The sequence below is a fragment of the Paenibacillus sp. A14 genome (assembly GCF_036864815.1).
Classification (GTDB): Bacteria; Bacillota; Bacilli; order Paenibacillales; family Paenibacillaceae; genus Fontibacillus; species Fontibacillus sanfengchensis.
Map to the genome: position 1 here is coordinate 60,399 of NZ_JBAGJD010000010.1, position 23,684 is coordinate 84,082.

Below are 23,684 nucleotides of genomic sequence, written 5' to 3' on the forward strand. Positions count from 1 at the left end.
GGTGTACACAAAGCAATTTGCAAGTCTGATCGACGTCATGAAAGAAAGAGGAAAATCCGATAGTCGGGGAATTACGTTCATTGATGGTGAGGATCAGGAGGATCGTCTTTCCTATAAAGAGCTGTATGAAGAGTCCTGCCGATTCCTGGGATACCTGCAGCAGCGGGGGGTTATCCCGGGTCAGGAGATCGTGTTTCAAATCGAGAACAACCGCCGGTTTGTCACTGCTTTCTGGGCGTGCATCCTTGGCGGCATGATCCCGGTCCCCGTCAGTACGGGGAACAATGATGAGCACAAGAGTAAGGTGTTTCGCATTTGGGAGGTGCTGAACGACCCTTATCTGCTGTCGGATTCCAGAATTCTGCGGGATTTGGAGACCTTTACGGAGAAGAGCGGACAGGGCCATCTGTTCGATAAGATCCGAGGAAAAGTAACTCTTATTGATGACGAGAAGGTATTTGCCGGGGCACAAGCCCCAAAACTGCATACCGCCCATCCCGACGATATCGCCTTTATTCAATTTTCCTCGGGCTCGACAGGCGATCCCAAAGGAGTGATGCTCACGCATCGAAACTTGATTTACAACGTTTGCGGCATACTCAGCAGTTCCAGAATAACGGCGGAAGACTCCTATTTGCAGTGGATGCCTCTGACGCATGATATGGGACTGATTTGCAATCATATATCTCCGCTAACCGCCAATTTGGAGCAATTTATCATTCCGACGTCCCTTTTTATAAGACAACCTCTGTTGTGGATCAAAAAGGCGAGCGAGCACCGGGTAAGCATCATCTCCTCGCCGAATTTCGGCTATAAGTATTTCCTTCAGTTCTTTAAACCGGAAAAGGTCGATTCCTGGGATTTATCCCGGGTCCGCATTATATATAACGGGGCGGAACCGATTTCCACCGATCTGTGCCACGCCTTTTTGGAGACGCTGGGTCCTTACGGTTTGAAGCGGACGGCGATGTGCACCGTGTATGGACTGGCAGAGGCCTCGGTAGGCGTCGCAATCCCCCCTGCGGAGGATGAATATGTGACCGTCTATGTGGACCGGAGGCACTTGAACCCGGGTAACCGGGTCGTTGAAGTGAACCGGGAATCGGCCCATGCGCTCTCATTTGTCGAGGTCGGCTACGCGATAGACTACTGTCAATTCCGGATTTGCGGCGAGGAAGATGCGGAACTTGCGGAGGGGACGATAGGACACATCCAGATCAGCGGACCCAACGTCACCCGGGGCTACTACAACAATCCGGAGGCGACCGGAAAATTGTTGACGGCGGACGGCTGGGTAAGGACGGGAGATTTGGGGTTCCGCCGCAACGGTCAACTGGTCATTACCGGGCGGGCGAAAGATATTATCTTCGTCAATGGACAAAACGTGTATCCTCACGATGTGGAGCGGATCGCCGAGGAAGTGGATGGCGTGGAGCTCGGCCGGGTAGCGGCCTGCGGGGTCTATAACACGGACCTGAAGAAGGAAGAAATCGTACTGTTTGTCGTTTCCAAAAGAAAACTGGATAAATTCTATCCCATCACGCTTGAACTGAAACGGCTTTTGAACGAACGCGGAGGCTGGGAAATCGCGGATATCGTGCCGATTAAGCGAATGCCGAAGACGACCAGCGGAAAGGTGCAGCGCTATAAGCTTGCCCAAATGTATAGAGACGGCGAATTTATCGAGGTATCCCGGGAAATGGAAGGGTTGGCACGGGCGCGCAAGGCGGACCAAACGGATCGGACGGAGGAGTTGCGGAGGTCACGCGATCCGGAGCTTACGCAAACGCAAATCGAGTTGGATATTCAGCAAATATGCCGTGAGGTGCTCGGAAAAGACGAGATCGGCATTCGCGACAGTTATTTTGAAATGGGAGCCGGCTCCCTGCATCTGGCGCAAATGGCCGACCGGATCGAACAGAAATTCGCAATCAAGCTGGCGGTCGCCGATTTGTTCGCCTACCCTTCGATCGCCGCTTTGGCCAAATACCTTAAGACGGAAAAGACGCTGCTTCAAACTTCGGAAGCAACGGGAGCCGGAACATCCAGGCGCGATGACAGGGATATCGCCATTATCGGCATGTCCGTCTATTTGCCGGGCTCGGCGACACTCCGGGAGTATTGGGGGAATTTGACCGAAGGCCGCCAGCAAATCGGCGAACTTCAGGCCGCCCGGCGGGAAGACGCCAAGGATTATTTGTCGGTCATCGGGCTGGAACGTCAGGAATCCGATTTTAGACCCGGCGGTTATTTGGAGGAGATCGATAAATTCGACTATGCTTTCTTCAAAATTTCCCCCAATGAAGCCAAGCTGATGGACCCGAATCAGCGGTTGTTTGCGCAGCAGGCTTGGCAGACCCTGGAGGATGCGGGGTATGCGGGCGACAAGCTGCGCGGCAGGAAAGTGGGAGTCTACGCCGGCTTTTCAAAAGTGGGATACGATTATGAACGTCTGATTTCCAAAAATGAGCCGGACCGGATTTCCAATTACATCGTGGGTAATCTGCCGTCCGTTTTGGCCAGCCGTATCGCGTATTTCCTCGATTTAAAAGGCCCGGCGGTCACCGTCGACACAGCCTGTTCTTCGTCATTGGTTGCTGTTCACATGGCCTGCCACGCCATTCGTCACGGCGAATGCGAAATGGCGCTGGCCGGCGGCGTCCGAACTTCGCTGCTGCCTCTGTCTTTAGGATTGGATATGGAATCGAAAGACGGCTGTACCCGAACCTTTGACGCGGCTTCCGACGGGACAGGGGTGAGCGAGGGAGTCGCTTCGGTATTGTTAAAGCCGCTGAGTCGGGCTATAGAGGACAAAGACCATATCTATGCGGTGATTAAGGGCAGCGCCGTGAATCAGGACGGGACGACGGTGGGGATTACCGCGCCAAACCCGGTTTCGCAGACGGAAGTGATCCGGACGGCATGGCGGGATGCGAAATTGGAACCCAATGACCTGGCGTTTATAGAAGCTCACGGAACGGGGACGAAACTGGGCGATCCCGTTGAATTTTCCGCGCTGGAGAAAGCTTTTGCCGGTTATACGGACAAGAAACAGTTCGTCGCGCTGGGTTCTGTAAAAGCCAACATCGGCCATACGTTCGAAGCGGCCGGAATCGCCAGTTTGATTAAATCGGCGCTCATGCTGAAGCATCGGCAAAATCCACCGTTGATTCATTTCAAAGAGCCGAACAGAAATATTCGTCTGGAACAGTCGCCTTTCTACATTAATACGGAGCTCGCCTCGTTCGACGAGTCCAAACTGCCGCTCAAATGCGGGGTCAGTTCATTTGGTTTCAGCGGAACGAACTGTCATGTGGTGATGGAGGAATATGTCGATCCGGTGTTGGAAACGCCGGTTCAAGAGAAGGGGCAAGGCCAGGTGTTTGCTATATCGGCCAAAACGGAAGGCTCCCTTCGTGAGCTGTTGCAACGGTATGTGAGCCATTTGAATCTGTACCCGCATCAGACCTTAGCCGACATTTGCTACACGGCGGGGACGGGACGGGCCCATTTGGAGCATCGAATCGCTTTCGTGTGCCAAACGCGGGAACAATTGTCCCGCAAACTGTCCAACCTTTTGGCCGACGCAGGACAAGAAGGCGTCTACCGGGGCGTCTACAAGATCGTTTCGGATTTGGGACGGGAACGGAAACCCGGTGAGATTACGGAAACGGAACTGGCCCAAATCAGTGATGAGGCGGCGGCCATCGTATCCAAGAGCAACTCGGGGGATGAGGAGGCCCGGAGACTCCGGCTTGAACGCTTGTGCGAGCTTTATGTTCAAGGAGCGCGTATCGACTGGGATAAGCTCTATGTCGAGCTTGCCCCCCGGAGGGTCCCCTTGCCGTTATATCCTTTCGAACGCAAACGCTGCTGGATCGATATTGATCCCGCAAAGCTCCGGACAGCGGAGAAGTACTCGAATACGAATCAGGGTGAGTGGACGATGACGATGACGGAAACGAAGAGCTTGACGGACGATGTGGAACATGCAGTCAAGCGGATGATAAGCGCCGCTTCGGGTTTGGAATTGACGGAGATTGATAACCACGCCCATTTCCTCGAAATGGGACTGGACTCTATCATGCTTGTGCGGATTCGCAAGGAGATTGAGGAAGTCTACCATTTGGATATTGCGATCGAACGGTTTTTCGATTCCATTACCAATGTACAAAGTTTGACCGCGTATATTATCCAAAATGGAGATCCGCAGCCGGCGGTTCGGACGGAGCCTCAACCTCAGGATGAACCGGTACGGGAGGAGCAAACCGTGCTTCGGGAAGCGGAGGAACAGCAGTTCCAAGCCGCGGCGGGGATTTCCGTGGAAGCCGGCGAGTGGGCGGTTCCCGCTGCGGAAGGCTCGGAATTGGAGCGCATTCTGGCGCGGCAGATCGAGCTGATGAGCCTTCAACAGCGGAGTGTGGCCGATATTCTTGGACAGCAACTGGAGCTCCTGAGCGGAAGCGCGGGAAAGAAAAGCATGGCCCAAGGGGCTGTGCAGAAGCTTAGTGTAGTCCCGGGGAGGAAGCCGGGAAAGGCAGATGCCGCTGAAAAAATAGTGCCGATCGGACCGAAGAATACGGCCCCGGGTGACAGAGCGGAGAAAGCGAAGAAAGATTCGCAGGAGCCGAAGCCGTTCATCCCTTATCAGCCGATGATGATCGGAGAGGCCGGGGAGTTTACCGAGATGCAAAAGCAGTATCTCGACCGCTTTTTCTCGGCGTATACAAGGAGAACGCAGGGGTCCAAAGCCTATACGCAGCGAACGCGATATGTGCACGCCAACAACCGCAATGTTTCGGGTTTCCGCTCCTATTGGAAAGAGGCGATATATCCGATCATCGCCGAGCGTTCCTCCGGGTCCCGGATGTGGGATGTGGACGGAAATGAATACATTGATTTAACCATGGGATTCGGTGTGAATCTACTGGGCCATAACCCGGATTTCCTCGTGGCGGAAATGAAAGCGGGCTCGTCCCCTACGCTGCCACCGTTGGGTCCGATGTCGGACCTGGCCGGGGATGTGGCGGAGCGGATCAGCCGGATCACGGGGGTCGATCGCGTAGCTTTCTACAATTCCGGCACGGAAGCCGTCATGGTGGCGCTGCGCACGGCCAGAGCGGCTACGGGACGCTCGAAGGTGGTCATCTTCTCCGGGTCCTACCATGGTACATTCGACGGAGTTTTGGGCGTGGCCGATCCGGAATCGGACGAAGCTTCGGCGCTGCCGATGGCTCCAGGTATCCAGGAGAATTTTGTTCGAGACGTGATGATGTTGAACTACAATAAGCCCGAATCCCTGGACGTGATTCGCAACCATGCCCATGAATTGGCCGCCGTGCTCGTAGAGCCCGTGCAGAGCCGACGGCCGGATTTGCAGCCGGGCCGGTTTTTGCAACAGCTCAGGGAGATTACCTCCCAGTCGGGAACGGCGCTGATCTTCGATGAAGTCATTACCGGTTTCCGTATTGGACTGGGCGGCGCCCAGGCCTGGTTCGGCGTTCAGGCCGATCTGGCGGTATACGGCAAGGTGGTGGGGGGAGGCTTGCCGATCGGGATCGTGGCCGGGAAAGAATATTTTATGGATCCGATTGACGGCGGGAACTGGAATTTCGGCGACGATTCCTATCCGCGGAAAGCCGACCAAAAAACGTTCGTCGGCGGAACGTTCTGCACCCACCCGCTGACGATGCGCGTAGCCTTAAGGACGATCGATTATTTGGAATCGCAAGGCTCCGCGTTGTACGAGGAATTGAACAGCAGGACGGAGAGGCTCGTCCGCGAGCTGAACGCCTTCTTTAAAGCAGGTAACGTACCGATTTATATGGTGAATTTCGGTTCGTTGTTCCGGTTTGTATCTTTTGGCGACATTGAACTGTTCTTCTATCATTTGATTCATAAAGGGCTGTATGTGTGGGAAGGACGGAACTGTTTCCTGTCCACCGCGCACACCCGGGAAGACATCGACGAGATCATCCGCATTGTAAAAGAGAGCGTCGGCGATCTGCAGCGGGGTGGTTTTTTGCCGGGAAGTCCATTGCCGCCGGACGATGACGGCGGAAGGAAGACCGTCCGGTTATCCAATGAACAGAAGCAGCTGTGGATGTCCTCCGTTTCCGGGGGACCCGCCTCCGCTTCCTTGAACGAATCCGTTTTGCTCCATATGAAGGGGGCGCTGAACCTGGAAGCCTTGCAGCAAGCGGTAGATTTGCTGGTTCAGCGCCACGAAGCTTTACGGACCGTCATCGATGCAAGCGGGGAATGCCAAGTCATTCTGCCCCAAGCGTTTGTTCCGGTTCAGGTTCAGGATTTACGCGGCCGTTCCGTCGCCGAGGGCAAGGACGAGCTGGACCGCTGGATGGCCGAGGATGCTTCTCGTGCATTCGACCTTCATGTCGGGCAGCCTTTGTTCAGAATTACCATACTCCAACTGGCCGAACAGGAATCGATCCTGGCACTTACTTTTCATCACATTGCCGTTGACGGTTGGTCCATTGCGGTGTTTGCCGGCGAATTGGAAGAAGCCTACTCGGCCATCTGCCAGAAACGCAGGGCCCGGCTTCCTCAGCCTGTCCAGTTCCGTGAATACTTACAGTGGCAGGAAAGGAAGCTGAAGCAGCCGGAAGCCGATGAGACCGCGGCGTTCTGGACCGCGCAGTTCGAGCGGCCCGTCCCCGTCCTGCAACTGCCGTCGCCGAGCGGACATCTCGTGAAGAAGACGTTTAACGCCGGCAGACAAACGTTAACACTCGATCGCGATATCACCAAAGAGTTGAGAGCGCTAAGCATCCGCAGCAAAAACAGTCTGTTCATCACGATGCTCGCGGCTTACGGTTTGTTTTTGCATCGGCTCGCCGGACAAGGACAACTTGTCGTCGGTATCCCGACCGCGGGTCAATCCCATATGGGGGAGACCCATCTGGTAGGAAACTGCGTGAATCTGCTTCCGGTATATACCGAAATCAACGGCGGCGAAACCGTCGCCGATTACATGTTTGCCGTAAAGCTGGCTATGCAGCGATTGGACCGGCATCAAGGCTATTCTCTGGCAAGTCTGGTCGAACGCATGCCCGGGGCGCATATGCCCGCGATCAATATCTTATTCAATATGGACCGTCCGGTACGCCGCCTGAACTTCAGCGGATTGGACACCGAAATAATCCCTTATCCGGTACGGCATTTGCACTATGACCTGTTTCTCAACGTGACGGAGATTAACCAGGAATTAAGATTGGATATCGATTACAGCGCCGATTTGTTCGAACCCCGGGCGATGGAGCTTTGGGCGGAAGGTTACCGTCATTTGCTGCTAACCATGGCGCAGGATTCATCCCGGAAGGTGTCGCAGCTGTCGCTGATGACGGAGGAGCAGACCCGGCTTGTCTCGCAGCTAAGTCACCGGCATGGAGTACATATTCTTGACTCCTTCGGTTATCCGCTTCCCGTAGGCGCTGCGGGTGAACTGCACATTGCGGATCCAGAGGCGGGGGCCGTAGTACCTTCCGGACAGCTGGCGATGTTCACGCCTTCCGGAGCTTTGAACATTTTCGGCGAGATCCAACGCACGGCAGAGATTCGAGGGTATCGCGTCAATCTGTCGCAGTTGGAGGATAAGCTGCGGCAGCTCCCCGCTCTGGAAGAGGCTCGGGTGCTGGTTCGGGCGGTCGACGGGCGACATATGCCGGAACTTGCGGCTTACATCGCTCCCTCCCCGGGAAGGGACGCTTCGCAAGTAAGAGCCGAGATGACGGAGCGTCTACCCGAATATGCGATCCCTTCCCATGTAGTTATGCTGGAGTCGTTTCCGCTGCTGGAAGATGGGGCCATTGACGTAGGCAGGCTGCCGGATCCGGCTGCATTTTCGCGGGATGCCGAGCCGCTAAACGAAACGGAAGCAGGCATTGCCCGGATTTGGAGCGAGCTCCTCGGGGTCGAGCAGGTCGGCGCGCAAGACCATTTCTTCGCCCTGGGCGGAAACTCCCTGAAAGCAACCGTGATGCTGTCGCGAATTTATCAGGAGTTCGGCATGCAAATTCCGATCGGACCTTGGTTCCAGCAACCGACGATTCGGCAACTGGCGCGTATGCTGGACGGGGGATGGAAAGATGGGTACGAACCGATTCCGCTGCAGGAGAAGCGGGATACTTATGAAAGTTCAGCCGCTCAGAAGCGCATTTATATTTTGGAGCAGCTTGATGAACATACATGGGTCCATCATATTCCGGGCCGGATTACGCTTCAGGGCAAGCTGGACCGCGAGCGGATTTTGAAGGCGCTGGAGCAGATTGCCGGCAGGCATCAGGTGTTCAGAACGACCTTTGAAATTCAAAACCGGGATGTCGTCCAACGGATCGGCGAACCGATTGCCCTGAAGGTTCCTTACGCGGAGCTGTCTCCAACGGAAACTTTGGAAGACCGGTTCCGGCTTTTTATGAAGCCGTTCGACCTGACCCAAGCCCCGCTTTTCCGAGCGGAGCTGGTTAAAGTGTCCGAAACGGAGCATGTTTTGTTTGTGGATCTGCATCATTTGATTTCGGACGGTTATTCCATGGCCGTATTCTTGCGGGAGCTGGCGGAACTGTACCGAGGGCATGTTCTGCCGGAGTTAAAGGTGCAATATACCGATTTCTCCGTTTGGCAGCACCGCGTGACGGACGAACAAAGAATAAATGAGCAGGAAGTGTACTGGCTTCATCAATTTGAAGGGGAGCTGCCTTTTTTAAACTTGCCGACGGACTATCCGCGCCCCGGCCGGTTGAGCATGGAAGGCGAGCGCTTAAGTCTGCGCCTGGACGAAGGCCTGACGCAGCGGCTCCGCCGTCTTGCGGCGGAGACCGGAACGACGCTGTTTATGGTCTTGCTGTCCGCTTATAAGGTGCTGCTGCACAAATATACCGGGCAGGATGACCTTATTGTCGGTACCCCGGTTTCCGGACGCAATCATCCCGACATCGAGCCGCTGATTGGCGTGTTTATCAATACCGTCGCCATTCGCAGTTACCCGGGTAAAGACAAAACGTTCCGCGCCTTTTTGGAAGAGGTCCGGCGCAGCAGCCTCGGTGCGTTCGACCATCAGGATTACCCGTTCGAATGGCTGGTCGACAAACTGAACATCCGGAGAGACACCAGCCGGAATCCGCTGTTCGATACCATGTTCATTTTGCAGAATATGGAGATGGAGGACATGTCCGCGGTGGGCGTGACCTTTATACCGGAAGAGATCAATCCGGGAGTGTCACCTTATGATCTCACGCTGAGCGCCGAGGACTGGAACGAGAAGTCCGTCGCGCTGCACCTGGATTACAGCACCGCGCTGTTCAAGCGGGAAAAAGCGGAGCGGATGCTGTCCCATTATGTGAACATTTTAAGCGTCGTGGCGGATCACGCGGCCGTGCGCTTATCTCAAATCGACCTATTGTCCGCGGAGGAGCGCCGGCAACTGCTTGTTGACTTTAATGCAACCCGAATGACCTACGACCCGGAGTTGACGGTCGACCTGCTGTTTAAGCAGCAGGCGGAACGCACCCCGGATGAGGTTGCGGTTGTCTGGAATAGCGAGTCTTACACCTATCGTCAGTTGGACGACAAATCGGACCGGCTTGCGTCTTCGCTTCGGAAAAAGGGAGTCGTGCCGGGAACGATCGCGGGTGTCATGGTTACGCGTTCGGTCCATATGATCGTCGCCTTGTTAGCGGTGTTGAAAGCGGGAGCCGCCTACCTGCCGATTGATCCCGATTATCCGGCGGACCGGATTGAATACATGCTCAACGACAGCGAAGCGGAAGTGTTGCTGACCGAGCCGGGATTGGCCAACCCGGTGGATGGCCGCGTAACCACGCTGTTCGTGCAGGATGAAAGTCTGTATCTGGAAACGGAACACAAAAACGGCGGCCTGGAGCGAATGCACAGGGCAGGGCATCATGCTTATGTCATTTATACCTCCGGCTCCACAGGCAATCCCAAGGGAGTCATGATTTCGCACCGGGCGGTTCATAACTTTATCGAGGCGATGGCCCAAAGAATCGCCTTTATCCCGGGGAAGAGCATTTTGGGCTTGACGACGATTTCCTTTGATATTTTTGTGCTGGAAACCTGGGTTCCTTTAGCGAAGGGACTCACCGTCGTCATCGCGAACGAGGCGGACCAACTGGATCCCGGAGCGCTCCACCGCCTGATTGCGGAACATCGCGTGGAAATGCTGCAGATGACCCCGTCCCGGTTAAAGATGCTGCTGGCCGGCGATCCGCACATGGCATTTCTGCAAAATGCGACCGACCTCATGCTCGGCGGGGAACCGCTTCCGGTTTATTTGCTGCACCGGCTCCAGGAGATCCCCCATTTAAAAATTTTCAATATGTACGGCCCGACGGAAACCACGGTCTGGTCCTGCGTCAGCGATGTGACAGCCAAAAAGCAGGTGGATATCGGCGGACCGATTGCCAACACGCAGATTTATCTCGTCGATGAAAGCGATAGTCTGGTTCCGATCGGCGTTCCCGGCGAATTATGCATCGGCGGGGACGGTTTGGCGGCGGGCTACTGGCGCCGGGAAGACTTGACGGAACAGAAATTCGTCGATAATCCGCACGCCGAAGGACGCAAGATGTATCGTACCGGAGATTTGGCGAAATGGAGGGAGGACGGAAGCCTGGAATACATCGGAAGAACGGATTTCCAGGTGAAAGTTCGCGGGTATCGGATCGAGCTGGAAGAAATCGAGAGGACGATGATCCGTCAATTGCCGGTGAAAGAGTCCGTGGTGGCCGCCAAAGAGGATGAACCGGGCAATGCCTATTTATGCGCCTATTACGTGCCCCAGGCCGGAGCGGAGCTCGGCTCGATTCGAGAAAGCCTGTTGAAGACGCTGCCTGAGTACATGGTGCCGTCCTATTTTATCCCGCTGGAGCGCATGCCTTTGACCCCGAACGGAAAAATCGACAAGAAGGCTTTGCCTGAACCGGAAGCAGGCCCGCATTCGCACGAAACCTATGCGCCGCCCGAAAATGCGATCGAAGAGCAGCTGGTTCGCATATGGCAGGAGGAACTGGGCTTGGACCGAATCGGCATCCACGATAACTTCTTTGAACGCGGAGGCCATTCCCTGAAGGCGACGGTGATGATCGCCCGAATCAATCGGGAAATGGGCGCGGACATCCCGGTGAGAAGCTTTTTCCAATATGCCACCGTTCAGGGATTAGCCCGGCTGATTCGGCAAGCGGAGCGCAGCGACTTTACCGAAATTCCCGTCGCGGCGGCGCAAAGCTGCTATCCCCTGTCCGCGGCGCAAAAGCGCTTGTTCATGCTGGAACAGATGAACGGGGGCGGCACCTCTTACAACATGACCGCGGCCTTTGAAATCGTAGGGAACCTGGATCTTGAGAAAATGGAAGCGAGTTTTCGGGCCTTGATGCTAAGGCATGAGGCGTTTCGCACCTCCTTTCAAGTGATCGACGGGGAACCGGTGCAGATGATCCATCCCGATTCGCCGTTTAAGATCGAACATGCGGGATGGGTGAACGAGGCCGAGTTGGAACGGATCGCCAAGCAATTTACGGCCCCTTTCGATTTAAGCCGGGCCCCGCTGTTCCGGGCCACGCTGGCACAAAAAGACTTGGATCATTACGTTTTGCTGATCGATATGCACCACATCATTTCGGACGGCACCTCCATCGAAGTGTTCATTGAGGAATTCAATACGCTTTACAGCGGAGGGGAGCTGCCGGAACTTCGCATTCAATATAAAGACTATGCCGTGTGGCATAATGAACAGTTGGCCAAGGGGGCATACGAGGATCATAAGCAATACTGGCTGGGGCAATTTGCCGGCGAACTGCCGGTGCTCAGCCTGCCGGCCGATTTCCCGCGGCCCCAGCTTCAAAGCCAGGACGGAACCGCGTTGGAGTCCGCGGTCGGCGGGGAACTAAGCGCTCAGTTAAAGCTGTTGGCCCATGAGACGGGGACGACGCTGTATATGATTTTGCTGGCCGCTTACAGCGTCCTTTTGTCCAGGTATGCGGGGCAGGAGGATATTATTGTGGGCTCCGCGGTCGCCGGGAGAGAGCATGCCGATCTGCGCAAGGTGATGGGGGTATTCGTCAATACGCTGGCGATGCGAACCCGGCCGGAAGGGGAGAAGAGCTTCCGTACCTATTTGGAGGAAGTCAAAGAGGTTTGCCTCAACGCTTACGATCATCAGCAGTATCCGTTTGAGAGCTTGGTGGAAGCGTTGGCGGTTCCGAGAGACCTGAGCCGCAGCCCGTTATTTGACGTGATGTTGACGATGCAAAATGCCGGAGAAGACGACTTTCAAGTGGAGGGTTTATCCGTCAAGCCGTATCCTCTGAGCCAGGAGTCGACCAAATTCGATATCTCCCTGCTGGCCCGGGTAACGGAGGACGATATTTTCCTGGAATTTGTCTATTGCACGGCTTTATTTACCGCCGATACCATGCAGCGGTTTGCCCGGCTTTTGGTTCATGTGCTGCGGACGTTTGCGGACCGCCCGGATCTGGAATTGTGCCGATTGTCCCTGCTGTCCGGTGAGGAAAGGGCGGAACAACAAATGCCTGCCCCGCACAGACAGGAGAGTGAAGGCGGAGCCCCGGAACTTCAACCTGGATACGCCACGGTCGTCGAGTGGTTTGAAGCGCAGGCGCAGCAAATGCCGAATCACATCGCTCTGGTCTATGGGGAGGAGAGATGGAGTTTCTCCGAGCTCAACGCGAAAGCGAACCGGCTGGCGAAAATGATGCTGGAAAGCGGCTTTGCGGAGGGAAGCGGCATAGCCGGAATCATGATGGAGAACCGGCCCGAGACGATTGCGGCCCTGCTGGCCGTATTCAAAGCGGGGGGAGCCTACATGCCGATAGATCCCGAATTTCCGCAGGAGCGGATCAGGTTCATGTTGGCGGACAGCGGTTCGCAATTCCTGTTGACGTATGCCGACAGTTTAGCGGGATCGGAGAACGTGGAGCAGCTCTTTCTTTTGGATCAACTTAAAACGACAGAAGGCCTGGAGCCTAATTTGAACACACCTGTCCGTGGAGACGATCTGGCTTATGTTATCTACACCTCGGGGACAACCGGAACGCCGAAAGGGGTCATGATCGAACACCGGAATTTAACGAACTATGTACAGTGGTTTGTCGCGAGCCGGGGGATCGGCCGGGAGGACCGAACAATGCTGCTTTCTTCGGCGGGCTTTGATCTCTGCTATACCGCATTGTATCCCGCGCTCGTCGGCGGATGCGAGCTGCACCTGCTAGACCGCCACGATATTGTGGATCCGCGGTATGTACTGGACTATATATCGCTGCATCGGATCACCTATATCAAGGCGACGCCATCATTATTTCATCTGCTGGTGAACCATGAACGCTTCGACACGGTGGGAACCCTGGAGTCGCTGAAACTCATCGTACTCGGCGGGGAGAAGATCAAGATTCACGATGTAGAGCGGTATTTCGAGCGATACCCGCATGCCCGGTTCTTGAATCATTACGGTCCTACGGAAGCGACGATCGGGTGTATTGCGCATCCGCTGGATTTGGACGGTTTCCCGGCATTTTCACGGCAGCCGGTCATCGGCAAGCCGATCTTTCATGCGGAAGCTTATATCCTGGACGCCTACGGCAATTTACTTCCGGACGGGGTGCCGGGAGAGCTTGCGGTCGCCGGCCGCGGACTGGGCCGCGGTTATTTGGACAAGCCGGAGCTTACCGGGGAGAAGTTCGTCCCCCAACCGTTCAACCCCGAGCGGCGGCTTTATAAAACGGGGGATCGGGCTAAACGGCTGCCGGGCGGGGATATCGAATTTATCGGGAGAATCGATCACCAATTGAAAATCCGCGGCTACCGGGTCGAATTGGCCGAAATCGAAGCTCAGTTGGCGGGACATCCGGGTATCCGGGAAGCTGCGGTTACCGTCAAGGAGGGCGAGGACGGCACCAAGTTTTTGTGTGCCTACGCGGTTACGTCCGAACCTTTGACAGCGGCGGAGATACGGAACTATTTGGCCTCCAGGCTGCCCGCCTACATGGTGCCTTCCGCTTACGTCTTTCTCGATCACATGCCTTTGAACGAGAACGGAAAGGTGAACCTTAAGGTCCTGCCCGAACCTGTGATTGAACTGGAGCCATCCGGTTCGGAATCGGCCCCGGCGAATGAAGTCGAGGAAATCCTGGTCAGGGTGTGGGAAGAAATCCTGGGCGTTAAGGGAATCGGGACGAGCCATCACTTTTTTGAAAGCGGCGGGGACTCCATCAAGGCCTTGCAGGTATCCTCCAGATTGATGTCACATGGGCTGAAAATGGAAATGAGGGATTTATTCAAATATCCGACGATCCGGGAATTGAGCAGGTACGTGCAGCCTCTGGCCCGCAAAACCGCTCAGGAACCGGTGACGGGGGAAGTCGGGCTTACTCCGATTCAAAGCCGGCTGTTTGAACAGCGATGGGAACATGTCCACCATTACAATCATTCCGTGCTGCTCTATCGGCGCGAAGGGTTTGATCCGGTCACCGTCTCGCAAGCCTTCGACCGCCTGGTGGAGCATCATGATGCGCTGCGGATGAAATACCTGCCGGAGGAACAAGGGGTCGTGCAAGTGAACGAGGGACTTGAGGGTCAAGGGCTTTATAACTTGCAAGTGATCGATGTAACGGAAGCTGCCGATGAACGGGCCGAAATCGAGCGGCAATCGGCCGAGCTGCAGACGAAATTGCATATCGAGAGGGGCCCGCTCATCCAGTTGGCCGTTTACCGCACGGCAGCCGGAGACTATTTATTGATCATTATTCATCATCTGGTGGTTGACGGGGTGTCCTGGCGGTTCATCCTGGAAGATTTCTCAACGGTCTATAAACAACTGCTTGAGCGGATCCCGGTTCGGCTTCCGGACAAAACCGATTCCTTCAAGGGCTGGTCGGAGCAGCTCGCGGAGTATGCCGTGAGCCCCGGATTGCTGAAAGAAGCCGGATATTGGAACGTTATCGAGCGGACGCCCGTGATTGAATTACCCGTCGACAGCGCCATCTCATTAAACCTGGCCGGGGATCATGCCAAATTGCAATGGACGTTGGAACCCGATTTAACACGAAGCCTGTTAACGGATGCCCACCATGCCTACAGCACGGAGATCAACGATCTCCTGCTGGCCGCTCTGAGCCGGACGCTGCAGGAATGGGCGGGAGCCGGCTCCGTCCTGATCCAATTGGAAGGTCATGGCAGGGGAGACGTCGTTAAGGGGTTGAATGTATCGAGAACGGTAGGTTGGTTTACCTCGATCTTCCCGTTCGCGCTCGGTTCGGCGAACACGACGGATTTGGCGGGGCTGATCAAAGGAACCAAGGATGATTTGCGGCGAGTCCCGGGCAAAGGACTGGGCTATGAGATCATGAAGTATTTAACGGTCAAAAAAACGAATGTGGAGCTTCCCCTGAAATTCCGGCTGAAACCGGAGGTCATCTTCAATTACCTGGGGCAGTTTGACCATGATGTCGCCCGGACGGATTTGTTCGAATTGTCCGATTTATCGGCGGGACCTGAGGTCGGCGCGCAAATCGAGAAGGCCTATAAGCTGGAATTCAACGCCATGGTATCGGGCAAGCGATTCACGATGGACATGAATTACAACAAGCATCAATACCGCATGGAAACGATGGAATGGCTGGCCGGCCGGTACAGGGACCATCTGACCGAAATCATCCGTCATTGCTGCCGTAAAGAAGTGAAGGAAGCGACACCGACGGACTATCAGTACAAAAAACTTACGCAAAAACAACTGGATACGATTTCCCAAAAGCTGAGAAAGAAGCTGTAGTCCCGCCTGATTGCGGAAGCTGCCGGATTCCTGATTGAAATGATCCGGCAGCGAAATAAATGGGGAGTGTGTGAATTTGAGCGATCATGAAATCGATAAGATCTACCCGCTTTCGCCGACTCAAGAGGGGATTTTGTTCCACTCCTTGCTGGAACCGGATTCCGAAGCGTACTTTGAGCAGGTTTCGTTCACGCTCAAAGGGGAGCTATGCCCCGAAACGCTGAAACGCAGTTTCGCGAAACTGGTCGAACGCTATGATGCGTTGCGAACGGTATTTATATTTACGGAAGTGGAACAGCCCTTGCAAATCGTGCTGAACCAGCGTGATCCGCAAATCGACTACATGGACGTAACCGGATATCCCCAAGACGAACGGTCCCGACGAGTGGAAGCTTATCAAGACCAAGACCGGAAGCGGAAATTCGATTTGGAAACCGGACCGCTGCTGCGGATGGCTGTTTTTAAAATGGACGAAGAAGTCCATAAGGTCGTCTGGAGATTTCACCACATTATTATGGATGGTTGGTGTATGGGGATCCTGGCTCAAGATTTGTTCCGGATTTATGAGGCGCTGGCGGCCGGTCTTCCGCTTCAGTTGGACCTCGCTTATCCGTACAGCGACTATATCATGTGGCTGAGTGAGCAGGACCAGGAAGAGGCGTTGCGGTATTGGGGCAACTATCTGGAGGATTATGAACTGCAGGCCCGGGTTCCCTCCGTTGGAGGCGAGGCGAAAGATGGGTTCGATCATCGAAAATATCATTTTAAATGGGATGAGAACACGACCCGGCTTCTCCAGAGGCTGGCCGTAAACAACCAAGTTACATTGAGTACGGTATTTCACACCATCTGGGGCATTATGCTGCATCATTACAACCATTCCGAAGATGTGGTATTCGGCTCGGTCGTCTCGGGAAGGCCACCTGAACTACCGGGAATCGAAAGCATGGTAGGCTTGTTCATCAACACGCTTCCTTTGCGGGTCAAGAGCGAAGCGGGCACCTCCTTTCAGGAACTGCTTCGTCACGTGCATGATTCGATCCTGGAGGCGAACCGCTACAGCTATGTTTCCCTGGCGGATATTCAAGCGAAAACCATGCTTAAGCATCATCTGATCAACCACATTCTCGTTTTTGAAAATTATCCGCTGGAAACAACGAACGGCGGCGGGGAGAAAGCTCTTTCCGTGACCGATAGCGAAATGTCGGAGCATACCAATTATGATCTGGATGTCACGGTGTTTCCCGAACGGGAACTCGAAGTGCTGTTTACGTATAACGGTTTCGTCTATGAGGAAAGTTTGCTGCGGAGCATGGAAGGCCATTTGAGGCGGATTGTGGATACCGTCTTGGAGAATGAGCGGATTTTGGTTCAGGACATCGATATCATTACGGACCAGGAAAAAGAGACGATCCTTGACGACTTTAACCGCACGGACAAAGCGTTCAGGCTGGACAAGCCCGCCCACCGGTTATTCGAAGAAAATGCTCGGCGTCATCCCGATAAAATCGCCCTGCTCTATAGAGAGGAGGCTATGACGTACGACCGGTTGAACCGGAATGCGAATCGCTTGGCGCGCCTTTTTAGGGAGCGCGGCCTGGGGCGCGGCGATTTTGCGGCCGTTATGCTGGAACGCTCGCCGTTGATGGTTGAGAGTATTTTGGCGATATGGAAACTCGGAGCCGCATACATCCCGGTTGACGTTTCTTACCCCGAGGGGCGAAAGGCCGGAATTGTCGCCGACTCGGAAGCCAAACTCCTCGTGACGCTATCGGACTATGCGGATGAAGGCTTGCGTCACCTGTATCCGGGCCGGCTTGTCGAGATGGACCGCCTGGTCCGCCCGGCGGATCAGGAAGCGGAGAGCGATCTTGACCTGCCGGTGGCCATGACCGACCTGGCATATACGCTTTTTACCTCGGGATCGACGGGGAGACCGAAAGGCGTCATGATCGAGCATTTGGGCATGCTCAATCATATTTGGGCGGAGGCGGACGATCTCGGCTTAACCGATCAACTTATCTTTGCCCAGACGGCAAATCACTGCTTCGACATTTCGGTATGGCAGTTGTTCGGCGCTTTGGTACTGGGGGGAACAACGGCGATTTATCCGGACGAGCTGATCCTGGACCCCGGTTCATTTATTCACCAAGTGAGTCGGGATCGCGTAACTCTGCTCGAAGTGGTCCCCTCTTATTTGGGGATTTTGCTGGACATCGTGGAGGAGCGGGCACTCCGCTTCGAGCATTTGCGGCATCTGATGATTACCGGTGAGGCGGCGACGCCGGCCCTGGTTGCCCGCTGGTTTGAGCTTTGCCCGGAAGTCAGGATGGTCAACGCTTACGGACCCGCGGAAGCATCCGATGACATCTGCCAATACGTGATGGATCGGACACCGGAGAATAGCGGGTACATTCCGGTAGGCAAGCCGCTGCCCAATATCCGGATCTATATCGTAAATAACCGGATGAGGCTGTGCCCTGTCGGGATCGTGGGGGAAATCTGCGTGGCCGGCATCGCGGTCGGAAGGGGCTATTTGAACGATCCGGAACGGACGGGACAAGTCTTTATGGAGGATCCGTTCGCTCCGGAATCTGGAGTGCGTTTGTACAAAACCGGAGATTTGGGCCGATGGCTTCCGGACGGAAATCTCGAGTTTGTCGGCCGGAAAGACCAGCAGGTCAAAATCAGAGGCTTCCGCATCGAATTGGGCGAAATCGAACACCGGATGAGCGAGTACGCACAGATCCGGGAAGCTGCCGTTCTTGTAAAGGAATCCGGTGAAGGTGAAAAATATTTGTGCGCCTACTATACTGCGGACAACGCCCTTCCGGTGTCCGGATTGAAGGATTATTTACATGGCTGTTTACCGGAATATATGGTGCCCGCGGTCTTTGTCCAACTGGAAGAGATGCCACACAATGCCAACGGAAAAATCAACCGCAGTCATCTGCCCGATCCGGTTGATCTCCGGTCCGATGAAGGCTTTGTACCGGCCCGTAACGAGACGGAAGAGACCTTGGTTTCCATTTGGTCGGAAGTTCTTGGCGCCGGACGCGTCGGTACGCACGATAACTTCTTTGAATTGGGCGGCCATTCCTTGAAAGCGACGGTGATCGCGTCGAGAATACACGGGGAGCTTGGCGTGGACGTGAAAGTGAAGGACGTGTTCCGGTTCCCGACCGTGGCGCTTCTGGCTGAACGAATTGGGGACTTAAGCGACGGAAAGAGCCATGCCTCGTCCATTCTTCCGGTTCCCGCCAGTATCCATTATCCGGTCAGCCCTGCGCAAAGAAGAATGTATGTGTTGAACACGCTGGAGGAATCGGGCTCAACCGCCTACAATATGCCATTCGCCTATCGCGTTGCTGGGGAAGTGAACACGGCGCAGCTGCAGCGGATTGTCGACCAAATGGTGGAGCGGCACGAGGTTTTCCGCACGTCATTTCACGTGGTGGACGGTGAACTTGTACAAACGATTCATCCCCGGGCGCACTGCCGGGTGGAGACTGTGGAGATGCTTGGCGCGGCAAGGGAGGAAGTTCAGCGGCAAATCTCCTCCTTCATCCTTCCCTTTGACTTAGAGGAAGCTCCGTTGCTGCGAATTCGCCTGCTGCAAACCGGACAAGAGGAGAATGTGCTGTTCATCGACATGCATCATATTATTTCCGACGGCCTGTCCGGGGACCTGATGCTGCGTGAACTGGAACAGTTGTATCGGGGTGACCGGCTGCCGCCGCTGGAGATTCAGTACAAGGATTATGCGGCCTGGTTGAACGGACGGCTGTCGGGCGAAGAGATGAAGGCACATGAGGCGTATTGGCTGGAGCGCTTCCGCGGGGAACTTCCCATGCTGAACTTGCCCTTGGATTACAGAAGGCCGGCTATGCAAAGCTTTAACGGCAAAACCTTGCCGTTTTCGCTGCAATCCGAACTTTCCGTGGCGCTTCGGGAGCTGTCCCGAGAAACAGGCTCCACTTTGTTTGCCGTCATGCTGGCCGCTTATTATGTACTCCTGTCGAAATATACCGGGCAGGAGGATATCGTAGTCGGATCGCCGGTCGCCGGACGCCAACACCGCGATGTCCAGGACATGTTGGGGATGTTTATCAATACGGTGGCGCTGCGCGGTTTTCCGGAACGGCAGAAGACGTTCCGCCAGATTGTGCAGGAGGTCCGGGACCATACTTTATCGGCGATCGATCATCAGGATTTGCCGTTCGAACGGTTGGTCGAGCTGCTCGATGTCGACCGGAACACGAGCCGCAACCCGCTCTTTGATACGATGTTCAATTTAACGGACCGGGAGAAGCCGCAAGTTCAGCTCGGCGAATTGCTCCTCACCCCGTACGCATTGAAGCATGAGATCTCCAAGTTCGATCTCATGCTGGATGTGTATGCGGACGAGGCGGAAATTCATTTTGATTTGCAATATAATACCGATCTTTTTAAGAGCCCGACCGCTGCGCAAATCGGCCGGCACTACGTAGAAATCCTGCATAACCTGGTTATTTCCCCGGATCGCCCGTTGGCCGCGATCGAATGGCTCGGTGAGAATGAGCGGGAGAAGCTGATCGAACTGGGCCGGGGGAAAGCCGCGGATTACGATTTCAACTTGACGTTGCCCCGCCGTTTTGAGCGGTTTGCCTTGGAGCAGCCGGAAGAACCGGCCGTGAAATACGGCGGGAACGTATGGACTTATGGGGAACTGAATGCCCGAGCGAATCGGATCGGCCGCTATTTGCAAAGAAATTTAGGAGAAATACCGGCTGATACAGTTGTCGCGGTCATGCTGGAGCGTTCCCCCGATTTTATCCAGAGCGTGCTGGGGATTTGGAAGGCGGGCGGGGCCTATGTGCCGATAGACATCGAGTATGGGGTGAAGCGGAAAGCCGGTATCCTGGAGGATTCGGGGGCTCGGGTGCTCATTACTCGTTCAGAATTTCTGCAGGATGGTCTGGGAGACCTGTATGAAGGGGACATCCTGTGCCTTGACCAAGTGATGGATGAACTGATGCGGGAAATTCCGGGAAATATGGACCATGCTCATGATCCGGACAGCCTGGCCTATATCCTGTTCACCTCCGGATCAACCGGAAGGCCGAAAGGCGTAATGATCGAGCACAAGGGGCTTTTGAACCACGTCCTTGCGGAAGCGGATGAGCTGGGGTTGGACCGTCGCCTGGTCTTCGCCCAAAATGCGAATATCTGTTTTGATATTTCGGTCTGGCAATGCTTCGGAGCCTTGGCTTTGGGCGGAACGACCGCCATTTACCCGCATGAATCGGTATTGGAGGTCGAGCGGTTTATAGAAGGGATTATGGCGGACCGGGTGACGCTTCTGGAAGTGGTCCCTTCCTATCTGGCGGTCATGCTGGATGTGCTGGAGCACACCGGAGCGAAATTGCAAACCCTCCGTTACTTGATGATTACGGGGGAAGCGATCAAGCCGGACCTGGCCCGAAGATGGCTTGCCTTATATCCCGAGATTCCCGTTGTGAATGCTTACGGACCCGCAGAGGCGGCCGATGATATCAGCCAGCGCGTAATCCGGGAACTTCCCGAGGGAGTGGACAACGTTTCTATCGGCAAACCGCTGGCGAATTTGAATCTGTATGTGGTCGACGAGCATATGAACCTATGTCCGGTAGGCGTGTACGGGGAAATCTGCGTATCCGGAGCCGGGGTCGGCCGCGGTTACATTCATGATCCGGAAAGAACGGGCCAATCGTTCATGGAAGATCCCTTTAGAAGGGGAACAGGGGAGTCACTGCGACTGTATAGAACCGGTGATTTGGGACGCTGGCTTCCCGACGGCAATCTGGAGTTTGCCGGGCGTAAAGATTTTCAGGTGAAAATCCGGGGCTTCCGTATTGAGCTGGAGGAAATCGAAGTTTGTATTCAGCAATCCCCTTTCATCCAGCAAACGGTCGTCTTGGCCAGGGAAGATGAAACCGGGAGCAAATATTTGTGCGCTTATTTGGTGCCCAATCCTTCCTTGGGCGTTCAAGAGGAAGGCTTCATCCATAAGCTGAAGGAAGAATTGGCGGCCGCGCTGCCCGGCTACATGATTCCTGCTTATTTCATCACCCTGGAGCGGATGCCGCTGCTGGCCAGCGGCAAGGTTGACCGGGCCGCGCTGCCGGCTCCCAAACGGGACAACGCTTCGGCGGACGATTACGCCGCACCGCGCGATGAAGTGGAGCGCATGCTGGTTTCGGTTTGGGAGGAAGTTCTAGGCGTCCATCATGTCGGCATCGACCACAATTTCTTCGAACTTGGGGGAGACTCCATCCGGTCCATTCAAATATCCTCCAAACTGAGCAGTCGAGGTTATACGCTGAAAATGAAGGACCTGTTTCAGAATCCGGTAATCCGGAAGCTGTCCAAGTATGTGGAAGCCGATTATCGTGAGATTGATCAAGGGCCCGTCGAGGGATTCGTTGAATTGACTCCGATTCAAAAATGGTTCTTCGCATCCGGGTTCACGCCGGCGAATCATTGGAACCAGGCCGTTGTTCTCTTTAAGGAGGACGGGTTCGACACAGAGATCCTTGCGGAGGCCTTCCGCGGGCTGGTCCGTCATCACGATACCTTAAGAATGGTATATCGGCGGGATGACGGAGGATGGAAGCAATACAACGAAGGGGCAGACGGAGAGGATCCGCGTTCCTGGTTCGATCTGTTCGTAGCAGCCGTGCCGGAAGGGGAAGAGGGCAGGCTGGAAATCTCCCGTCAATTGGACCGGCTTCACGGCAGTATAGATCTGGAGCGGGGGCCGCTGGTCAAAGTGGGCTTGTTCAAGACCGGCTTGGGCGACCATTTGGCCGTCATCATCCACCATTTGGTGATCGACGGCATTTCCTGGCGTATTTTGTTCGAGGATTTGACGCTGGCCTATCATCAAGCTCTCCGCGGCGAGCCGGTCGCGCTTCCGGCCAAAACGGACTCGTACCAGACCTGGGCGAAACGGCTGACGGAGTTTGCGAACAGTGAGGCGATGCAACAAGAACGGCATTACTGGAAGCGGATCGAATCCGCGAGCATAAAAGCGCTGCCGAAGTCGTCCCCCTACACGGGACAGACGGCCAAGGTCGCGGATAACATGATCTATTCCTTCCGGCTATCCCAATCCGAGACGGAGGAACTGCTCGGCAAAGTCCACAATATCTACAACACCGAAATCAACGACCTTCTGCTTGCCTCCCTCGGAAGGGCCGTATCGTTGTGGACCGGGGAGGAGGACGTCCTTATCTGTCTGGAGGGGCACGGTAGGGAAGAGATTTTGAAAAATGTAAATATCAGCAGGACGGTCGGGTGGTTTACTTCCGTTTATCCCGTCGTCTTGAACATTCCAAGCTCAGCGGATGTATCCTACCATATTAAATCGGTCAAAGAGGAGATCCGGCGGATCCCGAACAAAGGCATCGGGCACGGAATCCTGAAATACCTGGCCGGGGGTCAAACCCTTAGTGATCTGCAGTTCAGGCTGGAGCCCGAAATCAAATTCAATTACCTAGGGCAATTCGACAACGACGTCAACACGGAACTGTTCCGGGCGTCCGACCTGTCTTACGGACAAACGGTCAGCCCGGAGGCCGAACGGGAAATCGCCCTGAACATTACTGGGCTTGTGGAAGACGGCCGCCTGATCCTGTCGATCGAGTATAACCTGACGGAATATTCGGAAGCGGACATTCGCGTCTTCGGAGAATTGTTCAAGACCCAGTTGACGGAAATCATCAAGCATTGCATGGAGAAGGAATCGCGAGAGCTGACGCCTTCGGACGTGGGCGGAAGCGATTTGTCCATCGAAGAGCTGGAAGCGATTATGGATTTTTATAAACAATAAACTGAATTCAGG

Annotated in this window: 2 protein-coding genes; both read left to right on the forward strand. The window is 55.0% G+C overall.

The window, feature by feature from the left end:
- Position 1 precedes the first annotated feature (1 nt).
- Complete coding sequence (locus V4U88_RS21815; protein WP_334075370.1) at positions 2 to 15,820, forward strand: amino acid adenylation domain-containing protein; 15,819 nt, start codon at positions 2 to 4, stop codon at positions 15,818 to 15,820.
- 76 nt (positions 15,821 to 15,896) lie between these two features.
- Complete coding sequence (locus tag V4U88_RS21820; RefSeq protein WP_334075371.1) at positions 15,897 to 23,672, forward strand: amino acid adenylation domain-containing protein; 7,776 nt, start codon at positions 15,897 to 15,899, stop codon at positions 23,670 to 23,672.
- Positions 23,673 to 23,684: the final 12 nt, after the last annotated feature.